Origin of the sequence: Streptomyces djakartensis (genome assembly GCF_014651075.1) — a bacterium.
Taxonomy (GTDB): Bacteria; Actinomycetota; Actinomycetes; order Streptomycetales; family Streptomycetaceae; genus Streptomyces; species Streptomyces djakartensis.
Genome location: NZ_BMWE01000002.1, coordinates 354,519 through 375,435, shown reverse-complemented (window position 1 = coordinate 375,435; position 20,917 = coordinate 354,519). Strand labels below are relative to the sequence as shown.

At 71.4% G+C, this 20,917-nt stretch carries 19 protein-coding genes; 18 read left to right on the top strand and 1 reads right to left on the bottom strand.

From position 1 onward, the window contains the following. Positions 1 to 13 precede the first annotated feature (13 nt). The 5 genes from cysD (at position 14) to IE212_RS05200 (ending at position 5,093) form a co-directional block, all read left to right on the top strand. The gene (cysD, locus tag IE212_RS05220) at positions 14 to 919 is read left to right on the top strand and encodes a sulfate adenylyltransferase subunit CysD (protein WP_190196620.1); all 906 of its coding nucleotides are present in this window, start codon (positions 14 to 16) and stop codon (positions 917 to 919) included. 2 nt (positions 920 to 921) lie between these two features. Continuing rightward, entirely contained in the window at positions 922 to 2,241 is a 1,320-nt protein-coding gene (locus tag IE212_RS05215; protein ID WP_190196490.1) for a sulfate adenylyltransferase subunit 1, read from the top strand. A 113-nt stretch (positions 2,242 to 2,354) separates the two neighbouring features. Then, the gene (locus tag IE212_RS05210) at positions 2,355 to 3,110 is read left to right on the top strand and encodes an ABC transporter ATP-binding protein (RefSeq protein ID WP_229864080.1); all 756 of its coding nucleotides are present in this window, start codon (positions 2,355 to 2,357) and stop codon (positions 3,108 to 3,110) included. Continuing rightward, on the top strand, positions 3,097 to 4,035 hold the full coding sequence (locus tag IE212_RS05205; protein WP_190196489.1) for an ABC transporter permease: 939 nt from the start codon (positions 3,097 to 3,099) through the stop codon (positions 4,033 to 4,035). The genes IE212_RS05210 and IE212_RS05205 overlap by 14 nt, the downstream gene beginning before the upstream one ends. Then, positions 4,032 to 5,093, top strand: coding sequence for a LysR family transcriptional regulator (locus IE212_RS05200; protein WP_190196488.1), 1,062 nt, complete (start codon positions 4,032 to 4,034; stop codon positions 5,091 to 5,093). Before IE212_RS05205 ends, IE212_RS05200 begins: the two co-directional genes overlap by 4 nt. On the opposite strand, the gene ddaH is transcribed toward IE212_RS05200, so the two are convergent. Beyond that, positions 5,056 to 5,916 carry a dimethylargininase gene (gene ddaH / locus IE212_RS05195; protein WP_190196487.1) on the bottom strand — a complete coding sequence of 287 codons (861 nt, stop codon included), beginning with the start codon at positions 5,914 to 5,916 and terminating at the stop codon, positions 5,056 to 5,058. The genes IE212_RS05200 and ddaH overlap by 38 nt on opposite strands. A gap of 285 nt (positions 5,917 to 6,201) precedes the next feature. Between ddaH and IE212_RS05190 the strand changes: the two genes are divergently transcribed. The 13 genes from IE212_RS05190 to IE212_RS05130 all read left to right on the top strand — a co-directional run bounded on the left by IE212_RS05190 (position 6,202) and on the right by IE212_RS05130 (position 20,906). After that, on the top strand, positions 6,202 to 6,990 hold the full coding sequence (locus IE212_RS05190) for a class I SAM-dependent methyltransferase (RefSeq protein ID WP_229864062.1): 789 nt from the start codon (positions 6,202 to 6,204) through the stop codon (positions 6,988 to 6,990). 1 nt (position 6,991) lies between these two features. Then, the gene (locus tag IE212_RS05185; protein WP_190196617.1) at positions 6,992 to 8,293 is read left to right on the top strand and encodes an MFS transporter; all 1,302 of its coding nucleotides are present in this window, start codon (positions 6,992 to 6,994) and stop codon (positions 8,291 to 8,293) included. An 11-nt stretch (positions 8,294 to 8,304) separates the two neighbouring features. Continuing rightward, on the top strand, positions 8,305 to 9,660 hold the full coding sequence (locus IE212_RS05180) for a lysine N(6)-hydroxylase/L-ornithine N(5)-oxygenase family protein (protein ID WP_190196486.1): 1,356 nt from the start codon (positions 8,305 to 8,307) through the stop codon (positions 9,658 to 9,660). A gap of 57 nt (positions 9,661 to 9,717) precedes the next feature. Beyond that, a complete protein-coding gene (locus tag IE212_RS05175) occupies positions 9,718 to 10,122 on the top strand; it encodes a cupin domain-containing protein (RefSeq protein WP_190196485.1) in 405 nt (134 codons plus the stop codon). Next, positions 10,119 to 11,714 (top strand): class I tRNA ligase family protein, encoded by a 1,596-nt coding sequence (locus tag IE212_RS05170; protein WP_190196484.1) that lies wholly within the window; start codon positions 10,119 to 10,121, stop codon positions 11,712 to 11,714. Before IE212_RS05175 ends, IE212_RS05170 begins: the two co-directional genes overlap by 4 nt. Positions 11,715 to 11,720: 6 nt before the next feature. Then, entirely contained in the window at positions 11,721 to 13,784 is a 2,064-nt protein-coding gene (locus IE212_RS05165) for an FAD-dependent oxidoreductase (RefSeq protein ID WP_190196483.1), read from the top strand. Positions 13,785 to 14,311: 527 nt separating this feature from the next. Next, positions 14,312 to 16,363, top strand: coding sequence for an ATP-binding protein (locus tag IE212_RS05160; RefSeq protein ID WP_190196482.1), 2,052 nt, complete (start codon positions 14,312 to 14,314; stop codon positions 16,361 to 16,363). A 56-nt stretch (positions 16,364 to 16,419) separates the two neighbouring features. Further along, a complete protein-coding gene (locus tag IE212_RS05155; RefSeq protein ID WP_190196481.1) occupies positions 16,420 to 16,854 on the top strand; it encodes a roadblock/LC7 domain-containing protein in 435 nt (144 codons plus the stop codon). 2 nt (positions 16,855 to 16,856) lie between these two features. Beyond that, complete coding sequence (locus IE212_RS05150; protein WP_190196480.1) at positions 16,857 to 17,228, top strand: DUF742 domain-containing protein; 372 nt, start codon at positions 16,857 to 16,859, stop codon at positions 17,226 to 17,228. Further along, positions 17,206 to 17,835, top strand: coding sequence for a GTP-binding protein (locus tag IE212_RS05145; protein WP_190196479.1), 630 nt, complete (start codon positions 17,206 to 17,208; stop codon positions 17,833 to 17,835). Before IE212_RS05150 ends, IE212_RS05145 begins: the two co-directional genes overlap by 23 nt. A 61-nt stretch (positions 17,836 to 17,896) precedes the next feature. Next, positions 17,897 to 18,469 carry a GAF domain-containing protein gene (locus IE212_RS05140; RefSeq protein WP_190196478.1) on the top strand — a complete coding sequence of 191 codons (573 nt, stop codon included), beginning with the start codon at positions 17,897 to 17,899 and terminating at the stop codon, positions 18,467 to 18,469. 179 nt (positions 18,470 to 18,648) lie between these two features. Continuing rightward, a complete protein-coding gene (gene tdh, locus IE212_RS05135) occupies positions 18,649 to 19,677 on the top strand; it encodes an L-threonine 3-dehydrogenase (protein ID WP_190196477.1) in 1,029 nt (342 codons plus the stop codon). 35 nt (positions 19,678 to 19,712) lie between these two features. After that, a complete protein-coding gene (locus IE212_RS05130; protein WP_190196476.1) occupies positions 19,713 to 20,906 on the top strand; it encodes a glycine C-acetyltransferase in 1,194 nt (397 codons plus the stop codon). Positions 20,907 to 20,917: the final 11 nt, after the last annotated feature.

The window sequence follows — 20,917 nt, the reverse complement described above, 5'->3', positions numbered from 1 at the left end:
AGCGCAGTCGCACATGCCGGTGTCGCGGATCTGGAGCCACCTGGACTCGCTGGAGTCGGAGGCGGTGCACATCATCCGTGAGGTGGCGGGTGAGCTGGAGAACCCGGTGCTGCTGTTCTCCGGAGGCAAGGACTCCATCGTCATGCTGCACCTGGCGCGGAAGGCGTTCGCCCCGGCGCCGGTCCCGTTCCCGCTGCTGCACGTGGACACCGGGCACAACTTCCCGGAGGTGATCGCCTACCGGGACCGGACGGTGGCCCGGTACGGGCTGCGGCTGCTCGTGGCCGACGTGCAGGACTACATCGACCGCGGAGTCCTGCGCGAGCGCCCCGACGGCACCCGCAACCCGCTCCAGACCCTCCCGCTGACCGAGGCCATCCGGCAGCACCGCTTCGACGCGGTGCTCGGCGGCGCACGGCGGGACGAGGAGAAGGCGCGGGCCAAGGAACGGGTGTTCTCCCTGCGGGACGAGTTCTCGCAGTGGGATCCGCGCCGGCAGCGCCCCGAGCTCTGGCAGCTCTACAACGGCCGCCACGCTCCGGGCGAGCACGTGCGGGTCTTCCCGCTGTCCAACTGGACCGAACTCGATGTGTGGCAGTACGTCCAGCGCGAACGGATCGAGCTGCCGGAGATCTACTTCGCCCACGAACGGGAGGTGTTCCGGCGCTCCGCGATGTGGCTGACAGCGGGGGAGTGGGGCGGACCCACCGCGTCCGAACCGGTGGAGAAACGCCTGGTCCGTTACCGGACGGTCGGGGACATGTCCTGCACCGGCGCGGTGGACTCGGACGCCAGGACCGTCGAGCAGGTCATCACGGAGATCGCCGCGACCCGGCTGACCGAGCGGGGCGCCACGCGCGCCGACGACAAGCTCTCCGAAGCGGCGATGGAAGACCGCAAGCGCGAAGGGTACTTCTAGGGATGAGGACGACCACCGAGCAGACCGCCGAGGGGCCGGCGGGCGCCACCACCCTGCTGCGCTTCGCCACCGCGGGCTCCGTCGACGACGGCAAGTCCACGCTGGTGGGACGGCTTCTGTACGACTCGAAGAGTGTGCTGGCCGACCAGCTGGAGGCCGTCGAGCAGGCATCCCGCAACCGCGGCCGGGACACCCCGGACCTCGCACTGCTGACCGACGGTCTGCGCGCCGAGCGCGAGCAGGGCATCACCATCGACGTGGCGCACCGCTACTTCGCCACCGCGCGGCGCCGGTTCGTCCTGGCCGACTCCCCGGGCCACGAGCAGTACACCCGGAACATGGTCACCGGCACCTCCACAGCCGACCTGGCCGTCGTCCTCGTCGACGCCCGCAAGGGGGTGGTGGAGCAGACCCGCCGCCATGTCGCCATCGCCGCTCTGCTGCGGGTGCCGCACGTGGTGCTCGCGGTGAACAAGATGGACCTCGCCGGTTACGAGGAGGCGGTGTTCGCGCGGATCGCGGTGGAGCTGACCGCGTACGCGACCGAACTGGGCGTCCCGGAGATCACCGCGATCCCGATCTCGGCGCTGGCCGGGGACAACGTCGTCGAGCCGTCCGCGAACATGGACTGGTACGGCGGCCCCACCGTCCTCGAACACCTGGAAAGCGTCCCGGTGAGCCGCGACCTGTCCGGCGACGCGCGCCTCCCGGTGCAGTACGTGATCCGGCCGCAGACCGCCGAGCACCCCGACTACCGCGGATACGCGGGCCAGATCGCCGCCGGCAGCTTCCACGTCGGAGAGTCCGTCACCGTGCTGCCCTCCGGCCAGGTGACGACCATCGCGGCCATCGACGCCCTGGGTGTCCCCGTCCCGAGCGCCTCGGCCCCTGAGTCCGTGACCGTCCTGTTCGACGACGCCCTGGACGTCGCCCGCGGTGACCTGGTCGTGCCGACCGCCGGCGCCCCCGAACTCACGCGGCGTGTCGAGGCGACGGTCTGCCACCTGCATGAGAGGCCCCTCGTCGTGGGGGCCCACGTGCTGCTCAAGCACACCACGCGCACGGTCAAGGCGGTCGTCAAGGACCTCCCCTACCGGATCGACACCGGACACGGTCTGGCGCGCCGTCCCCGGCCGGATTCCCTGACCGCCAACGACCTCGCGACGATCGTGCTGCACACCTCCGAGCCGCTGGCCATGGACGGATACGCGCACTCGCGCCGCACCGGATCCTTCCTGCTGATCGATCCGGCCGACGGGGCCACACTGGCCGCGGGCATGGCGGGCGCCGCGTTCACGGACGGCTGCGAGGGAGGCCTGTGAACCGGCCGGTGTACGACCCCCCGCGCACGGCCGAGTCCATCGCGACGGCCGGCAGGCCGCCGGGCCCGCGGGCGGCCCCGGCGCACGCCCCCGCGGCCCCGCCCGCGCTTGAACTGCGAGGGGTGTCCAAGTCCTTCGGCCGCCCCCGCGGCGATCAGCTCGTGCTCGACGACATCAGCCTGGCCGTGGCACCCGGCGAGTTCGTGTGTCTCCTGGGTGCCTCCGGCTGCGGCAAGTCCACCCTGCTCGCCCTGGCGGCCGGGATCGACGAACCCAGCGCGGGGGAGGTCTCGGCGGTGGGCCCGCGCCCCGCGCTGATGTTCCAGGAACATGCCCTGTTCCCGTGGCTGACCGCCGGCAAGAACATCGAACTGGCGCTCAGGCTCAGAGGAGTTCCGCGGCGTGAGCGCCGCCTTGAGGCGGAACGCCTGCTGGGGCTCGTCCGCCTGAGCGGCGCGTACGGCAAACGGGTGCACGAGCTGTCCGGCGGCATGCGCCAACGCGTCGCGCTGGCCCGCGCCCTGGCCCAGGCGTCACAAGTCCTGTTGATGGACGAGCCGTTCGCGGCGCTGGACGCGATCACCCGCGACCTTCTGCACGAGGAGCTGATCCGGGTCTGGCAGGAGTGGAACCAGCCCGGCACGGACGCCCGCAGCCTGTCGGTGCTCTTCGTGACCCACAACGTCCGGGAGGCGGTGCGGCTCGGCGGCCGGGTGGTGCTGCTGACCTCCCGGCCGGGCCGGATCGCCCGTGAGTGGCGCATCGACCTGACGTACCCCAGGCGTCTGGAGGACGAGGCAGTGGCGGAGAAGTCGAAGGAAATCACGGAAGAGTTACGCAAGGAAATCAGCCGTCATGCCAGGAGCTGACACCAGACGGCCCCGGAGGGCGGCGGATCCCCGGACCCTCCTGCCCAACACCCCGCGGGACGGCAACGAACTGGACGGGCTGAGTACCGGGCTGGACGCTCTGCAGAGCGCACAGCACAAGGGCGGCGCCAGGCTGGGCAAGGTGCTGCTGACGCGCGTGACGCCCCCCGTGGTGGCCATCGCCCTGATCCTGACGGTCTGGGAGCTGGTCCACCTCGCGGGGGTCAAACCGGACTACGTCCTGCCCGGACCCCGCGCGGTGTGGGACGCCCTGGTGGAACAGTGGTACCTGGGCACCACGCTGGGCGTGATCGGCCAGAGCGTCTCGCGCGGCGCCCTCGGCTTCCTGGCGGCGATCGCCATCGGTACGCCCCTCGGACTGCTCGTGTGGCGTGTACGGCCCGTCAGGACCGCCGTCGGGCCGATCCTGTCCGGGTTGCAGTCCCTGCCCTCGGTGGCGTGGGTCCCGGCGGCGGTCATCTGGTTCGGCCTGACGGACACCGCCATCTACGCCGTCGTGCTGCTGGGTGCCGTACCGTCCGTCGCCAACGGGCTGGTGGCGGGCATGGACCAGGTGCCGCCGCTGTTCGTGCGCGCCGGGCGGTCGCTGGGCGCACGGGGCCTGCGGGGAGTGCGTCACATCCTGCTGCCCGCCGCCCTGCCCGGTTACCTCGCAGGGCTGAAACAGGGCTGGGCGTTCTCCTGGCGGTCCCTGATGGCCGCCGAACTCATCGCGGGATCCCCGGAGATGGGGTACGGGCTGGGCCAGATGCTGGAGAACGGGCGCGTGGCGCAGGACATGCCTCTGGTCCTCGCGACGATTCTGCTGATCCTGTGCGTCGGCATCAGTGTCGAACTCCTTGTCTTCGCACCATTGGAGCGGTACGTGCTGCGTACCCGTGGGCTGCTGGAGCGTGCGCCGTGAACGGTCAGAACGTCTTCGAGAGCGAGGGCATCACCGCCGGGGACCTGCGGGGTCTGCGCTACTTCCTGGCCGTGGCCGACGAGTTGAGCTTCGGCCGGGCCGCGGTGCGACTGCACATGACGCAGCCGGGACTCTCCCAGGGCATCAAGGCGCTGGAGCGCCGGCTCGGCATGCCGCTGTTCGAGCGTGACCGGCAGGGCGTCGCCCTGACGGCCGCGGGCCGGGTACTGGAGCCGAAGGCCCGGCAACTGCTCGCCCACGCCGAGGAGTTCGATCGCTTCGCCAGTGTGCTGGCAGGCCGTCACAACGGCAAGCTCACCCTCTCCTACTCCCGCTCGGGCGGCATCGGGCTGGCATCCGAACTGACCAGCCGATTCCGTGAGCAGTACCCCCACATGACCGTCGAGACCGCGACGGGCCACACCCACTCGAACGTCGAGAGGATCCGGATGCGCGCGATCGACGCCGGCTTCATACGGCCGCCGATCGACGGCGACGACCTCCAGTGCTCCGTCATCGCCTACGACCGCGTGGTCGTCGCCGTCCCGACCGGCCACCCGCTCGCGGACCGGCCCGGCGTTTGTCCGGCGGACCTCGCCGGCGAGCCGCTGGTGTTCTTCCCGCGTGAGCGCAGCGGCCTGTGGGAGTCCATCCTCGGCGCCGTGTACGGCCAGGGTGCCGCGCCGGAGATCAGCCGGCTGGAACCCGACGAGGCCCACATGCTGGCGGCCGTGGCACAGGGGGCGGGCATCACGCTGGTCACCGAGCCGTCGGCGGCGCTGCTGGCCGTGCCGGGCGTGGTGTTCAAGTCCTTCGCCGAGCCGGTCGCCGTGCCGATGGCGCTGGCCTGGCGGAAGGACAACGCCAATGCCGCCCTGCACACCTTCGTGTCGTTCGTCCACGGTGCCGTAGGACCGGCCGTGCCTCCTTCGTCCGTGCCGGAGGCCGTCGCCGCCGGGCGGCCAAGGCGCGGACGGCCGTCGGACGGCGCGGCGGTCGCCCGGATCCCGCGCACCCTGGCTAAGCGGGAACTGCGTCCGTCCGGTGTTCGGCGGTGAGCGGCATGCGGATCTCCTGCGTGCAGCACTTGGCGCCGCCGCCGGCCTTCAGCAGTTCGGACAGGTCCACGCCGACGGGGTTGAAGCCGTGCGCGCGCAACTGCTCGATCAGCCCGGTCGCGGCCTGTGCCAGGACCACGTTGTACCCGTCGCTGACCGCGTTGAGGCCGAAGACCGCGGCATCGGCTTCGGAGGCGATCAGCGCGTCGGGGAACAGGTCGCGCAGCACCGCGAGACTGCCGGGGGAGAAGGCGGACGGGTTGTACATGATCTGGTCGTCGTCGAGCACGGCGAGAGCGGTGTCGAGGTGGTAGTAGCGCGGATCGGTCAGGGTGAGGCTCACCACCGGGCGCCGGAAGTACTCCTGGGCCTTGAGATGGCCCGCGGGGTCGGAGCGGAAGCCGCAGCCGGCCAGCAACCAGCGGCCGGTGACGAGGTAGTCGCCCTCGCCCTCGTTCACGTGGTCGGACTCACGCACCTCCAAGAAGCCGTTGGCGCGGAACCACTCGGCGTAGGCGGGTGCCTCGGCGGCGCGCTCCGCGTTGCGGAAGCGTGCGGTCAGCACCCGGCCGTCCACGACGGTGGCCCCGTTCGCGGCGAAGACCATGTCCGGCAGACCGGGCAGGGGATCGATCAGCTCGACGGTGTGTCCCAGCGCGACGTACAGGTCTCGCAGGTCCTCCCACTGCGCGACGGCCAGTCGTTGGTCGACCGGTTTGCTCAGGTCCATCCATGGATTGATCGAGTAGGTGACGTCGAAATGGGTCGGCGGACACATGAGGTACCGCCGCCTGCGGAACACACGCGAGTGCTCATCGAGCATCAGGGCTGCCTCCGGCGTGCTTTCGGAATTCCGGTACGGAGCAATGTGCACGTTTCGCATTCGGGAGTGCACTTAACCAGTGGCTCACGAAAGGCGAGGGCCTGTCCAATCCTTTCTCCTAATCAGCTCATAACGCGGCTCTATAGCGAAGACAGGAGGCCTGAGATGATTTCAGGAACCGCTTGACAAGGGGCTCTACGCGCTGCGAAGGTCACGGTAAATGTTCATATGGCATGGGAGGGATGGGGTGTGGGAAAAGCATTAGCCTTGACGAACGGTGAAGTCGTGTCAGTTTCCGATGCGCGCATCGAGGCGGCCTTGGACGCCGGGGATCCGGATATCGGCACGCTGTGGGAACTGTGCATGCTCTTCGAGTTCGACCGTGAGGAGACCGCCGACGGAATAGCCGAGTGGCTGGGGCCCGCGGAGGGGCTCCGCATTCTCGACTGCGCCTGCGGAAGCGGCTTTCCCGCGCTGGAGCTGATCCGCCGCGGCTATGACGTGACCTGCACCGACGGCAGCGAACTGATGCTGACGCACTTCCGGCGCAACGCCCGCATCGAGGGCCTCGACGTCCGGCCCGAACTCGTGCTGTGGGAGGACCTCCCGCGCCGGCACGCCGAGGGCTTCGACGTGGTGATGAACCGCGGCGGGGGCAACTACATCTACGCCGGCGCCTGGGACGACGAAGGGCTGGCCGACCAGTCCACGATGGCCGAGGCCATCGGCCAGTGGGTGGCCTGCGTGCGTCCCGGCGGGCGCTTCTACGTCGACATCACGCGTGCCGAGGATCTGGAGCGGCGCGAGGACCAGTCGGTCGTCCACCCCACCCTGCGCATCGGGCAGCACACCGTCGACATCGCCGAGACCATCTCGATCGACCGGTCCACGGGGATCCGCACCTGGTCGAGCAGGCTGACGGTGGACGGCATCCACTCGGAGTTCCAGCGGCGGTCCCGCTACCTGCGCCACGACCAGCTCATCGAGATCCTCAAGGGCTGCGGCCTCACCGACGTGCGCAAGACGCCCGTCGCCGGTGAGTACTACGACATCTACACCGGAGTGCGTGCCTGACATGAAGTTCCGGTCTCTGCACCCCAACCTCCGCGTCCGCATCGTCGTGGGATCCGTGCAGCGCTTCCTCCACGTCATGGTCATGCCCCTGATGACCGTGTTCCTGGCCCAGCGGTTCGGTGTTGCGGCGGCGGGTGCGATGGTCCTGGTCATCGCCGTGTGCGAGGTGTCGGGATCGCTGATCGGTGGCTACCTGGCCGACATCCACGGCCGCCGCCCGCTGCTGCTGGCGGGTGAGGCGGGTGTCGTCGTCGCGTACGTGACGATGGCAGCCGCCGCGATGCCCTGGTGGGAGAACGCCGGCGTCATCTACGCCGGCTTCCTCGCCGGGAGCCTCGCCTCCAACCTCGCGGTGCCGGCGAACGACGCGATGGTCGTCGACGTCAGCACCCCCGAGTCACGGCAGTTCGTCTACACGATCAACTACTGGTCGATCAACCTCGCCCTCGCCTGCGGTGTTCTCATCGGTGGCTTCCTGTACGGGGACTACTTCCCCCAGATGCTCGCGGCCGTCGCCGCCGGATCGCTCGCCGTGTTCCTGGTCACCTTCGTCAAGATCAGCGAGACGGCTCCGGCCGACACGGCTTCGCAGAAGTCCGAGTCGGCGCGCGCCTACATCCGCAGCTTCGCATCCGGATACCGCGCGGTCCTCGCCGACCGGCTCTTCTCGGCGCTTCTCATCGCGGCGACCCTCCGCATGGCCATCGAAGTCCAGATCAACTACTACATCAACGTACGGGTCAGCGAGACCTTCGAGGAACAGCGGCTGTTCAGCTTCGGATCCTGGGACGCGACCGTCAACGGCGTCGAGATCCTCGGCATCCTGCGCGCCGAGAACACGCTCCTGGTGGTCCTGCTCGCCCTGGTCGTCCACCGGGTGCTGCGCCGGATGAGCGACGGGCCGCGGCTGTACGCCGGCGTGATCCTGTTCACCGCCGGCTACATGGTGATGGCCGTGTCGGGCAGCGGCTGGGTACTTCTCCTGGCCATGCTGGTCCTCACCGTCGGCGAGCTGCTCAACGTGCCGGTGCAGCAGACCATGCTGGCCGACCTGGTCCCCGAGCAGTCGCGCACCAAGTACATGGCGGTCTTCAACCTCAACGTCCGCCTCGCCCTGCTCATCGCCTCGCTGTGCATGACCCTCGGAGCGGTCGTCTCGCGCTGGGGGGTCGCGGCGCTGTACGGCGTCTTCGGAGTCGTGATCATCCTCAAGTACCGCACCGTCCTGGTCGCACGCGCCCGGGAACGGGCCGCGCTCGACGGGGAGGGCTCCGAACTCGTGGGGCGTCCGGCACAAGACTGAAAGGGAAACACATGGATTCGTCGCGGACGGACGGCCCTGTCGTCGACGTACTGGGCGTGGGGTTCGGCCCGGCCAACCTGGCACTCGCGATCGCGGTCACCGAGCACAACGAGACCGGCGGCACCGCCCCGCTCACCGCCGAGTTCCTCGAACGCAAACCCGCGTTCGACTGGCACGGCGGCATGCTCATCGAGGGCGCCACCATGCAGGTGGCCTTCCTCAAGGACCTCGCGACGATGCGCAATCCGGTCAGCCGTTTCGGCTTCGTCCCCTACCTGCACGCCCGGGACCGGCTCGTCGACTTCATCAACCACAAGGTCCTGTATCCGTCACGCGTGGAGTTCCACGACTACCTCTCCTGGTGCGCGGGCCAACTGGACCACCTGGTCCGCTACGGCCACGAGATGGTCTCCGCCCGGCCGGTCACCGAGGACGGGGTCGTCACCCACTTCGAGGTCATCGCCCGCGACGAGGGCAAGGGCGAACTGACCGTCAGGAAGGCCCGCAACCTGGTGCTCGCTCCGGGCCTGATACCCCGTATGCCCAGCGGGCTCGAGGTCTCCGCGCACGTACGGCACAGCTCGACCACGCTGCACGACCTCGCGCGGCTGGACGCCTCGGAGCGCACCCCGCGCCGATTCGTCGTCCTGGGCGCGGGGCAGAGCGCCGCCGAGGTCGCCGACCACCTGCACCGCGCCTACCCGGCCGCCGAAGTGCACGCGGTCTTCTCCCGGTTCGGCTACAGCCAGGCCGACGACAGTCCCTTCGCCAACAGGATCTTCGATCCCTCGGCCGTCGACGACTTCCACGGCGCGCCCCAGCAGGTCAAGGGCTCGCTCTTCGGCTACCACGCCAACACCAACTACTCGGTCGTGGACGTCGACCTCATCGAGGAGATGTACCGCCGGATCTACCAGGACAAGATCGTCGGCGTCGAGCGTCTGCGCCTGCACAACGTCTCGGTGATGCGCGACGTCCAGGAGTCCGACGAGTCCGTGAAGCTGACGATCCATCACCTGCCCACGGGTCGCACCACCGACCTGGAGGCCGATCTGCTGGTGTGCGCCACCGGCTACCGCGCAGCCGACCCGCTGGACCTGCTCGGCCCCGCCGGAGACCTGCTGCGCCGTGACGCGGAGGGAAGACTGCTCGTCGAGCGCGAGTACCGGGTCGCCACCACGGCCGAGGCGGAGGCGGGCGTGTACCTCTGCGGAGGCACCGAGCACTCTCACGGCATCACCTCCTCACTGCTGTCCAACGCCGCCGTACGGGCCGGCGAGGTCCTCGACTCCGTGCTGGAACGCACCGGACGCGCGGTGAACCCGGCCGTCGCGCGGCAGGACGCCGCCCCGGCCAAGGCGTACTGACAGCCGACCAGGACCGATGGACGCCCCACAAGCGCGTGCTGAGAGAACGAGAGGCACATGATCAGGACGTTCCGTATCCACGAAGAGAACGCCGCCCAGGAGTTCGGCATGGCCTGCCAGCGCCTGGTGCCCTGGGCCGGACAGGGCGAGGAGCCGCCCTTCGGCGCCATGGCCTGCTTCCTGTCCCCAGGAGACAGATCCGCGCCCGACTGCCACGACCAGGACGAGGTGATGATCACCTTGGGCGGCCGGGGCACGGTCGACGTCGGCGAGGAGAGCGCCGCCATCGACACCGGCACGGTGCTGGTCATTCCCCGCAACCAGACCCACGTCGTGCACAGCTCCGGTGACACCGGCCTCAGCTGGGTCTCCTTCTACTGGCCCCTGCACGAGCCGGAGAACCCGCAGAACCCGCAGAACCCGCAGAACCCGCAGAACCCGAAGAACGGGGACGAGGCATGAGCGCGTCCACCCTCACCTGGATCACCGCGACTCCGCCGACGCCCAACGGCGAACTGCACGTGGGCCACTTGGCGGGCCCCTACCTCGGCGCCGACGTGCTGCGCCGCTTCGTCCTCGCCGAGCGCGAGCGCGTCCTGATGACCAGTGGCCTCGACGACCACCAGAGCTACGTCGCCGTGCGCGGGGAACTCGACGGACACACCGGCGAGGAGGTGGCGGACCTCAACGGCGAGCGCATCACCCGCGGCTGGGAACTCGCCGGAGCCGACTTCGACCGGCTGGTCGCGCCGCGCCGCGATCCGGGGTACGCCGAGTTCGTCCAGACGTTCTTCCAGAAGCTGTACGACAACGGAGTGCTGGTGCCCCGCACCCGGCCGCTCCCCTACTGCGTGCCCTGCGACCGCTGGCTCTACGAGGCGTATGTCACCGGAGGGTGTCCGCACTGCGGCAGCAGCTCCAACGGCAACGCCTGCGAGCCGTGCGGCCGGCCCAACGACTGCGGCGACCTGGTCGATCCGCACTGCGTCGTGTGCGGCGCGGCGGCCGAGCTGCGCCCGCAGACCCGCCTCTACCTGCCGCTGGCGCCCTTCGCCGACCGACTGGCCCGCTTCTGGCGGGACACGCTGATGCCGCCGCACCTGCGGGCGCTGTGCGAGCGGATGCTCGGGGACGGCATGCCGGAGATCGCGGTCAGTCACCCCTCCGACTGGGGTGTCCCGGTGACCGTGCCCGGCTTCGAGGACCAGCGGACCTTCGTGTGGTTCGAGATGGCGCCCGGGTACCTCCTGCAGTGCGATCCCGACTCCGCCCGGCCCTCCGTCGGTCCCATCCAGTTCTTCGGCTACGACAACGGCTACTTCCACGCCGTGCTCTTCCCGGCGCTCTTCATGGCCTGGGACCCGGAGATGCCGCTGGCCAGGGCGTTCATCGTCAACGAGTTCTACCGGCTGGAGGGGAAGAAGTTCTCCACGAGCCGCCGGCACGCGGTGTGGGCGCTGGAGGCGCTGAAGGAGGGGGGCGCCGACGCCCTGCGCTTCCACGTGCTGCGGGACCGGCCCAACGGCCGGCAGACCAGCTTCAGTCGCGGCGACCTCGTCCGGGCTCGCGAGCACCTCGACACCGTGTGGAACGACTGGCTGAACCGCCTGATGGAGGCCGTACGCGTGGAGACGGGCGGCGTCGCCCCGGCCGAGCGACCGGCCGGAGCCGACGGCTGGAAGCTGCTCGAGGCACGCCTCACCCGCCTCTGCCACGAGCTGCGCGAGGCGTACTCCGTCGAGGGGTTCGACACCCGCCGCGCGGTCGCTCTCCTCGACGAAGTCGTGTGCCTCGGGGCCGACTTCGGACACGTCCACCGCCACGAGCGGGAGCGCCCAGCGGGCCGCGACGCGTACCGGGCCGCCCTCAGTGGTGAACTCGCCGTGGCGTCGGCGCTGGCTGCCTGGGCGGCCCCGATCGTCCCCATGGGCGCCGCCCGGCTCAGCGAGGTCCTGGGATGGGACCCCGGACGGCGCGTGGACGCGGCGGCGCTGACCCCGCCCCCGGCGGGGACGGTGCTCACGCTGCCGGACGGCCCGGTCTTCGGGAGCTGACGGCCGATGCGAGTACGGGATGCGCGCCGGCGCCCCCGGGTGGCCGTGGTGGGGCCCTTCAGCGGGCCACGCGCCGCCTGGGGCGAACTCCTGAGCAGCGCGGTCGACTCGGTGCGCCGGGCCCCCGTCGAGTGGGAGTTCTTCGACGACCAGGGTGACGCGGAGCAGGGCCGGGTCAGGGCGGACGAGATCGTCACCGACGGCGGATTCGCCGCGGTCGTCGGCCACTTCAACAGCCTCGGTGCCCGCGAGGCGCTGCCGGTCTACCGGGAGCACCGGTTGCCGGTGCTGCTGCCGCTCGCCACGGCACCCGGGCTGCTCGACGGGTCCGACGGCCTCGCGCTGAGGTTGTGCTCCGACGACGCCGGGCAGGCCGCGGCCGTGGTGGCGGCCTGCCGCGAGCAGGGGTACGAGCGCCTGGACGTGGTGCACGACGGTACCGGCTACGGGCTGCGCCTCGCCGGACTCCTGCGGGAGGCCGCCGAGCCGGAACTGCGGGTCGGTGTGCACTCCCGGTGGCACGCGGCCGAGGGGGCGGCGGTCGCGCTCTGCGGTGTCCACCACGGGGCGGCCGCGCTGCTGCGGAGCCGTACGCCGCTGGAGCCGGGACAGTGGATCGTCGCCACCGACGACTGCGACGTACCCGAGTTCGCCGAGCTCGCCGGGGCCGCCGTCGAGGGCGTGCGGGTCGCCCGGCTGGCCGGAGGACCATCGGCGCGGGTGGTGGCGGCCTGCGCGGCGTTGGCGGGAGCTCTCGGCAAGCATCCGGAGCGCCGTGGCGAGCGGCTGGTGCAGACCGTGCGGGGCGAACTGGCCTGGGTGCTGGACGCGCGGGGCGAGCCGGTGCAGGGTTCACCCGGCGCCGGCTGGGAGGTGCTGCCCGTCGCGGCCCCTCCCACGTCTCGGGGTTCCTTCGACGTGGCAGTGGTCGGAGCGGGCGTGGTCGGCAGGGCGACGGCGGCCGAAGTCGCGGAGCGCGGACGGTCGGTGGCGCTGCTGGACGGTGGTGGAGACGCCGCCAGCACGGTGTCCGGGGCACTGGTGCGGGCCTTTGAGGCCGACCCCGCCGAGCGGGCCCGGGCGATCAGATCGTTCCAGCTTCTGTGGGGCCGTGAGGAGCGGGCGGCCGCCCATGGTTTCCGCAGGACCGGCGCGCTGGTCCTGTTCGGCCCGGGGGGCAGGGCCGCCGCGGACGAGGGAGTCGCCGACCTGGTCGCCGGGGGCCTTGCCGCCGAGGTCCTGGACATCGACGACGTGACCCGCCGCTGGCCGCTGATCGAGGGCGGAGGTCTTGAGGGCGCGGTGTGGGAGCCGGGTGGCGGGTACGCGGTGGCGGCCGTGGCGCTGGCCGCGATGACGGACCGGGCGCGCCGTGCCGGGGCGCACATCGTGCACGGCACCGCCATCCGGACGCTGGCCGCCGGCTCCGGTTCCGAAGTCGTCGTGGACGGTCACCTGCACGCGGCGGCGGCGGTGCTGGCAGCGGGCTGCGGCACGCCCGAACTGCTCGGTGAGCACTGGCCGGCCGGGCACACGGCCCGCACCAAGCGAATCCAGTACGCGATCTTCGAGCGGCCGTCCGGCACGGGGGGCGACCCGTTCCCCGCGCTGGTCGACCTGACCACCGGGATGTGGGCGCGGCCCGACGGCCTGGACGCGGTGCTGGCCGGATTTCCGGTGGAGGAGTGGAACGTGCCGCCCGCCGCCGACACCGTCCTGACGTCGGATCAGATCGACCTGCTCCGGGAACGGGCAGGTCCGCGGCTGCCGTTCCTGACCGGGGCGAAGGCGCTCACCAGCGTTCGCGGCCGCGACCTGTACGTCAGTCCGGCACCTCTGCTGGGACCCGTGCCCGGCATTCCGCGCACCGTGGTGGCGGCGGGCTGGTCGGGCTCCGGGTTCAAGTCGGCTCCGGCGGCGGCCGAGGCGGCGGCCGAGCTGGCCGACCGCGTCTGCCACGGTCAAGGCCTGAACAGCCGCGGCAGTCATGGCCAGACCGATACGTTGAGTGACGAAGAGTGGGAGGGCGAGAAGGCCACGGAGGACCCCGAGGCGCTTCCGGCGGGCTGACCCGGGCGGACACCGGGCCGACGGCGAGGGCCGGGGAGCGACAGGCTCCCCGGCCCTCGCCGTCGGTCCGGTGTCCGCTTCTGACCAGGACGGATCGAAATTCCTTCGTTCGCGGCCGACTGTGTCCGGGGGTTATCGGTCTGTCGTGCGAGGCCTCATACCAGAGCAGGACGCTTGCCCTATGAGTTTGTCAACTGCCCACCGCACATGATGCGCTGACGACTACTGTCAGTGTCCGTCGGGAGTCAGACGGATCAGGGAGTGGGGACCGGCACGTGCAGGCGCAGGGCGGACGAGGGGGTCGACGCGAGGAGGATCCCCGTTGCCCGCGCACGACCGACGCCGGTCCGGGCACCCCCGCGGCTTCCGGGGCACCGCACCCGGAATCCGGGCGCGTCCGAGCCACGCACAAACGGGGCGGCCCGGGGCGCTCTGCTCGGGGCGCGCGGAAGCGGCCGCGTGAGCCCGGGCGCACCCTCGCAAGCCCCCCTGGCACCCAGTCCCGACGGACCAGTAGCAGGACACCGATGTCTCACTTCCGCGCCCCGGCCGCACACGCAGACCGCCGTGAGGGCGGCCGGCACGGGCGGCCGCCCGCCCGCACCGCACCCGCGCTGCCCGAGACCCACATACGGCCCCAACTGCTGCGGATCGCCGTGCTGCCCCCCGTCGCCGTCGCCCTCAGCGGCTGTGCGGCCGTACTCTTCGTCATCCGGTCCACCGGAGCACGGCCGGGCCTCACGCTGTGGGCCGTGCTCGCCGGGGCGGTCTCGGTGACCCTGGTCGGCATCGTCGTCGCGGCGGTGGCCGCCAACCGCGCCGCCAGGTCCCTGCACGACCGCATCGCAGTGCTGCGCCGCACCACCACGCGGCGCGAGGCCGACCTGCGCGCCCTGGTCGAGACACTGCGCCGCGGCGACGGACCGCCGCAGAACAGCCCCGAGAGCCCCCGCGGCGGCACCGCCGAGGACGCCGACGACGTGGAACTCCTCGCCGCGGATCTGGCCCGGGCACACCACTGTGCCGTCACCGCCGTCGTCCAGGCCTCGCAGCTCTCCAGCCAGACGGGCAGCGAACAGAAGCTCGACGTCTTCGTCAATCTCGCCCGGCGCCTGCAGTCACTGGTGCACCGGGAGATCTCCATCCTCGACGAGCTCGAGAACGAGATGGAGGACCCCGAACTGCTCAAGGGGCTCTTCCATGTCGACCACCTGGCCACCCGCATCCGCCGCCACGCCGAGAACCTCGCGGTGCTCGGCGGGGCCGCCTCCCGCCGCCAGTGGAGCAACCCGGTCTCCATGACCGAGGTGCTGCGCTCGGCCATCGCCGAGGTCGAACAGTACTCGCGGGTCAAGCTGGTGCCGCCGATCGACGGCACCCTGCGCGGGCACGCGGTGGCCGACGTCATCCACCTGCTGGCCGAACTCGTCGAGAACGCCACGGTGTTCTCCGCCCCGCACACCCAGGTGCTGCTGCGCGCGGGCCTCGTCACCTCCGGGCTCGCCGTCGAGGTCGAGGACCGCGGCCTGGGCATGCCCCTGGAGGAGCAGACGCGGATGAACGCGCTGCTCGCCGACCCCGACCAGGTGAACGTCGCGCGGCTGCTCGCGGACGGCCGCATCGGGCTGTTCGTCGTCTCGCAGCTGGCCCGGCGGCACGGCATCACCGTCCGCCTCCAGACCAACATCTACGGCGGGGTGCAGGCCGTGCTCGTCGTGCCGCAGGCGCTGCTGGGGCCGGAGCCGAAGGCGCCCGGGGACGGCGCGGACCTGCCGGATGTCGGGCCGGCGGGCACGGACCGGCTGGCGGTGCCGGTGCGGCAGCACGGCCGGCCCGAGCATGACGGGCAGCACACGCAGGGGCAGGAGGACGGGGCCGGGGCGGACAAGCCGCTCGGAGGCGCGGTACCCGACGGGCCGTTCGGGGATGCGCCCGACCCCCGTGCGGCGTCCGTCGCCGGATTCCCGCTCGCGTCGGTGCCCGCGTCCGGCTCACCGTCGCCGGCCCCGCTCGCGGCACCGGCCACACCCGCCGGATACCGGCACGGAGCCCAGCAAGCCCCGCAGGGCAGCCCGGCGAGTGGCCCGCACACGCCCCTGCCCGTGCGCGGCACCCGTCGTGAGCGTCCCAACCCGGCCGAGGCGCGGCCCGGCATCCGGCCCGACGACCGTCAGCTCCTCGCCGAGAACGTGACCACGCCGCCCGCCCCCCGCAACGGCGCCGTGCGCGGCACCATGGGCAAGCCGCAACTGCCCCGCCGCCGCGCCCAGGAACACATCGCGCCCCAGCTGCGCGACGGCCCGGCACCGCGCCAGGACCCCGACCACCTCGCCGGCCACGACCCCGGCCTGATGGCGGCCTTCCAGCGCGGCATCAGCCTCGCCGAGGCGCAGCAGCACCTGGAGACCGAGAACACGGCGTGGGACGAGGCGCGGGCGGCCCACAGCGAGCCGGGGCACCTGGATGAGACGTCCGTGGAGCCGGCGTCCACGGAGCCGACGCACCTGGAGTCCGCGCACAGGAACCCGATGTCCGACCACACCGTCACCCGGCACGACGGGAGCACCCCCACCGGATGACGACCCCCGCCCCCAGCGCTCCCGCAGACCTTCGTAACCCAAGGAGTCGATCCACCATGGCGAGCGATGCGCCGACCGCCCACGTATCCGATCTCGACTGGCTGATGAGCGGCCTCGTGCAGCGCGTACCGCACACGACCGCCGCCGTGCTCCTGTCCTGCGACGGGCTCGTGAAGTCCGTGCACGGACTCGACCCGGACAGCGCCGACCACATGGCCGCCCTGGCCTCCGGTCTGTACTCCCTTGGCCGCAGCGCCGGCGTCCGCTTCGGAGACGGTGGCGACGTACGGCAGGTCGTGGTCGAACTCGACTCGACGCTGCTGTTCGTCACCACGGCGGGCTCCGGCACCTGCCTGGCCGTGCTCGCCGGGCGAGAGGCCGACGCGGCGGTGCTCGGCTACGAGATGGCGATGCTGGTCAAGAGCGTCCGCCCGTACCTGGTGACCGCTCCCCGCCAGCAGTCCGTCGAATCCCCGGCGATGAGGCCTTGAGCGTGACGGCGGCCGGCGACGGGCCCTGGCTCGACGACGCGGCCGGGCGGCTGGTACGCCCGTTCACGGTCAGCAACGGCCGTACCCGTCCGACCGTCGCGCTCGACCTGATGTCGCAGCTGATGGCCACCGGGGCGACCCCCCTCGGCTATCTCGGCCCCGAGCACGCGCAGGCGCTCGACCTGTGCCGCGCGCCCGTCCCGGTCGCCGAGGTCGCCGCCCATCTGAAACTGCCGGTGGCCGTCACCAAGGTGCTGCTGGCGGACCTCGTCGACTGCGGGGCGCTGACCACCAAGCCCCCCGCGTTCCACCACAACCCGACGGACCGGGCCCTTCTGGAGGCAGTGCTCGATGGACTACGACGACAGCTCTGACTACGCCGCCGGGCCCGGCCGCGGCTCGGACCCGTTCCCCACCGCACTGAAGATCCTGGTGGCGGGCGGGTTCGGCGTGGGCAAGACGACCTTCGTCGGCGCGGTCAGCGAGATCGCGCCGCTCAGCACGGAGGAGCTGCTCACCACTGTCGGCGCCGCGACCGACAACCTCGACGGGATCGAGAACAAGGTCGAGACGACCGTGGCCATGGACTTCGGCCGGATAACGCTCGACCGGGAACACGTGCTCTACCTGTTCGGCACTCCCGGCCAGGAGCGGTTCTGGTTCATGTGGGACGAGTTGTGCGCCGGCGCGCTGGGTGCGGTCATCCTCGCCGACACCCGCCGGCTGCAGGACTGCTTCGCGGCCGTCGACTTCTTCGAGCAGCGCGGTCTCGAATTCATCGTGGCCGTCAACGAGTTCGACGGTGCCTACCGCTACGACCCCGAGGAGGTGCGCGCCGCGCTCGACCTGACCGAGGACATCCCCGTCGTGCGCTGCGACGCCCGGATCTCCAGTTCCGGGGTCCAGACCCTGCTGACCCTCGTGCGCCACCTCATCGCCCACACACCCGCCCCCACGACGGGGCACGGCGCCCACACGTGACACCGCAACCCCTACCAGGGAGCCCGTATATGACGCATGCCCACAGCGCGGGAGCACGCCCATGAGCTACGACCCGCCCCGCCCGGCCGGTCGTCTGCTGCTCACACCCGAGGACAAGGAGGCCCCCGCCCGCCTTCGCCGACTGCGCGAGCTGGGCCTGGGGGAGCGCCCCGAACCCGCACTCGACGCCTTCGCGCACCGCCTCGCCGAGCTCACCGCGGCACCCTACGCCATGGTCAACTTCCCGCACGAGCAGGGGCAGTTCTACGCCGGCCTGTCCGTCCCGGCCGTCGCACCGGTCCTGCTCAGCGACGGCACCGGCCCGCGGTTCGGCCGTACCCTGCCCCGCGACCATGGGTTCTGCCCCCATGTGGTGGCGCGCCGCAAAGCACTCGTTCTCGAGGACGTCCGCGACTACCCGCGCTTCGCGGGCAACCCGGTGGTCGACGAGTTCGGCATCCGTTCCTACCTCGGGGCGCCGCTGGTCGACGGCACGGGCCTCGTGCTGGGCACGGTCAGCGCCGCCGACGTCGAACCCCGGCCGTGGGGAAAGCCGGGCCTGAGCGCCATCAAGGAACAGGCCGCGCAGCTCGTCCCGCTACTGGAGGGCCGGGGCGGCCTGCCGCTCTACTGACGCCCGCGTTTGCTGTGCCTGCTGGGAGTGTGAAGGAAAGCTGAGGCGGCGCTTAAGAAATCCTCGATGGACCGGTGCGGCCGCCGTACGGCAGATTGCTGTGCGATTCCACTCCCCACCCGGCCCACGGGCTCCTTCGGTATGCCCGGAGCCGGGACTCACCCACAGGAGCCGTAGCGGTGAAGGCGCTGGTCAAACAGAAGGCGGAGCCCGGGTTGTGGCTCGCGGACGTCCCGGAGCCCACCGTCGGGCCCGGCGACGTCCTGATCAAGGTGCTGCGCACCGGTATCTGCGGCACCGACCTGCACATCAGGGCCTGGGACGGCTGGGCGCGGCAGGCCATCCGCACCCCGCTCGTGGTCGGGCACGAGTTCGTCGGCGAGGTCGTGGAGACCGGGCGCGACGTCACCGACATCGGCGTCGGCGACCGGGTCAGCGGCGAGGGCCATCTGGTCTGCGGGAAGTGCCGCAACTGCCTGGCCGGACGACGGCACCTGTGCCGGGCCACCGTGGGGCTGGGGGTGGGCCGGGACGGGGCGTTCGCCGAGTACGTCGCCCTGCCCGCCGGCAACGTGTGGGTGCACCGTGTGCCGGTCGACCTCGACGTCGCCGCGATCTTCGACCCGTTCGGCAACGCCGTGCACACCGCGCTGTCCTTCCCGCTGGTCGGCGAGGACGTCCTGATCACCGGGGCGGGCCCCATCGGCCTGATGGCCGCCGCGGTCGCCAGGCACGCCGGCGCCCGCAACGTCGTGATCACCGACGTCAGCGAGGAGCGGCTGGAGCTGGCCCGCAAGATCGGAGTGAGCCTCGCGCTGAACGTCTCCGACGCCGGCATCGCGGACGGGCAGCGCGCCCTCGGACTGCGTGAGGGCTTCGACATCGGTCTGGAGATGTCCGGCCGTCCCGAGGCGCTGCGCGAGATGGTCGCCAACATGACGCACGGCGGCCGGATCGCGATGCTCGGCCTGCCCGCCGAGGAGTTCCCCGTCGACTGGGCGAGGATCGTCACCTCGATGATCACCCTCAAGGGCATCTACGGCCGCGAGATGTTCGAGACCTGGTACGCCATGTCCGTGCTGCTGGAAGGCGGCCTCGACCTCGCCCCCGTGATCACCGGCCGGTACGGCCACCGTGACTTCGAGGCGGCGTTCGCCGACGCGGCGAGCGGCCGCGGCGGCAAGGTCATCCTCGACTGGACGGCGTGACCTCCCACTTCCGCGAGCATTCCCAGGAGCTTTCCATGTTCGACTCCGTACGCGACGACCTGCGCGCCACCCTGGACGAGATCCGCGCCGCCGGTCTGCACAAGCCCGAGCGCGTCATCGGCGGTCCGCAGTCCGCCACGGTCAACGTCACCGCGGGCGGCCGCCCCGGCGAGGTCCTCAACTTCTGCGCCAACAACTACCTCGGTCTCGCCGACCACCCCGACGTGGTCGCCGCCGCCCACCAGGCCCTGGACCGCTGGGGTTACGGCATGGCCTCGGTCCGCTTCATCTGCGGCACCCAGGAGGTGCACAAGGAGCTGGAGGCGCGGCTGTCGGCGTTCCTCGGGCAGGAGGACACGATCCTGTACTCCTCGTGCTTCGACGCCAACGGAGGCGTCTTCGAGACGCTGCTCGGCCCGGAGGACGCCGTCATCTCCGACGCCCTCAACCACGCGTCGATCATCGACGGCATCCGGCTCTCCAAGGCCCGCCGCCTGCGGTACGCCAACCGCGACCTGGCCGAACTGGAGGCCCGTCTGAAGGAGGCCTCCGACGTGCGCCGCCGTCTGATCGTCACCGACGGCGTCTTCTCCATGGACGGCTACGTCGCCCCGCTGCGCGCGATCTGCGACCTCGCCGACCGCTACGACGCGATGGTCATGGTCGACGACTCGCACGCCGTCGGCTTCGTCGGCCCCGGCGGCCGCGGCACCCCCGAGCTGCACGGCGTCATGGACCGCGTCGACATCATCACCGGCACCCTCGGCAAGGCCCTCGGCGGTGCCTCCGGCGGCTATGTCGCCGCCCGCGCCGAGATCGTCGCCCTGCTGCGCCAGCGCTCCCGCCCGTACCTCTTCTCGAACACCCTCGCCCCGGTGATCGCGGCGGCCTCGCTCAAGGTGCTCGACCTGCTGGAAGCGGCGGACGACCTGCGCGTCCGGCTCACCGAGAACACGGCCCTCTTCCGTGGCCGCATGACCGAGGAGGGCTTCGACGTCCTCCCCGGCGACCACCCCATCGCCCCGGTGATGATCGGCGACGCCGCGGTCGCCGGGCGCATGGCGGAGCTGCTGCTGGAGCGCGGCGTCTACGTGATCGGCTTCTCGTACCCGGTCGTGCCGCAGGGACAGGCCCGGATCCGCGTCCAGCTGTCGGCCGCCCACTCGGCGGACGACGTCAACCGCGCGGTCGACGCCTTCGTGGCGGCCCGGGCGGAGCTGTCCGGCTGAAAAGCACCGGC

Excerpts from the sequence above, each read along its gene's own strand:
- IE212_RS05215 (WP_190196490.1), top strand. The coding sequence starts at position 922 with ATGAGGACGACCACCGAGCAGACCGCCGAGGGGCCGGCGGGCGCCACC.
- IE212_RS05140 (WP_190196478.1), top strand. The coding sequence starts at position 17,897 with ATGAGCTACGACCCGCCCCGCCCGGCCGGTCGTCTGCTGCTCACACCC.
- IE212_RS05145 (WP_190196479.1), top strand. The coding sequence starts at position 17,206 with ATGGACTACGACGACAGCTCTGACTACGCCGCCGGGCCCGGCCGCGGC.
- IE212_RS05165 (WP_190196483.1), top strand. The coding sequence starts at position 11,721 with ATGCGAGTACGGGATGCGCGCCGGCGCCCCCGGGTGGCCGTGGTGGGG.
- ddaH (WP_190196487.1), bottom strand. The coding sequence starts at position 5,916 with ATGCTCGATGAGCACTCGCGTGTGTTCCGCAGGCGGCGGTACCTCATG.
- IE212_RS05205 (WP_190196489.1), top strand. The coding sequence starts at position 3,097 with ATGCCAGGAGCTGACACCAGACGGCCCCGGAGGGCGGCGGATCCCCGG.
- IE212_RS05175 (WP_190196485.1), top strand. The coding sequence starts at position 9,718 with ATGATCAGGACGTTCCGTATCCACGAAGAGAACGCCGCCCAGGAGTTC.
- IE212_RS05160 (WP_190196482.1), top strand. The coding sequence starts at position 14,312 with ATGTCTCACTTCCGCGCCCCGGCCGCACACGCAGACCGCCGTGAGGGC.
- IE212_RS05170 (WP_190196484.1), top strand. The coding sequence starts at position 10,119 with ATGAGCGCGTCCACCCTCACCTGGATCACCGCGACTCCGCCGACGCCC.
- IE212_RS05185 (WP_190196617.1), top strand. The coding sequence starts at position 6,992 with ATGAAGTTCCGGTCTCTGCACCCCAACCTCCGCGTCCGCATCGTCGTG.
- IE212_RS05180 (WP_190196486.1), top strand. The coding sequence starts at position 8,305 with ATGGATTCGTCGCGGACGGACGGCCCTGTCGTCGACGTACTGGGCGTG.
- IE212_RS05155 (WP_190196481.1), top strand. The coding sequence starts at position 16,420 with ATGGCGAGCGATGCGCCGACCGCCCACGTATCCGATCTCGACTGGCTG.
- IE212_RS05130 (WP_190196476.1), top strand. The coding sequence starts at position 19,713 with ATGTTCGACTCCGTACGCGACGACCTGCGCGCCACCCTGGACGAGATC.
- cysD (WP_190196620.1), top strand. The coding sequence starts at position 14 with ATGCCGGTGTCGCGGATCTGGAGCCACCTGGACTCGCTGGAGTCGGAG.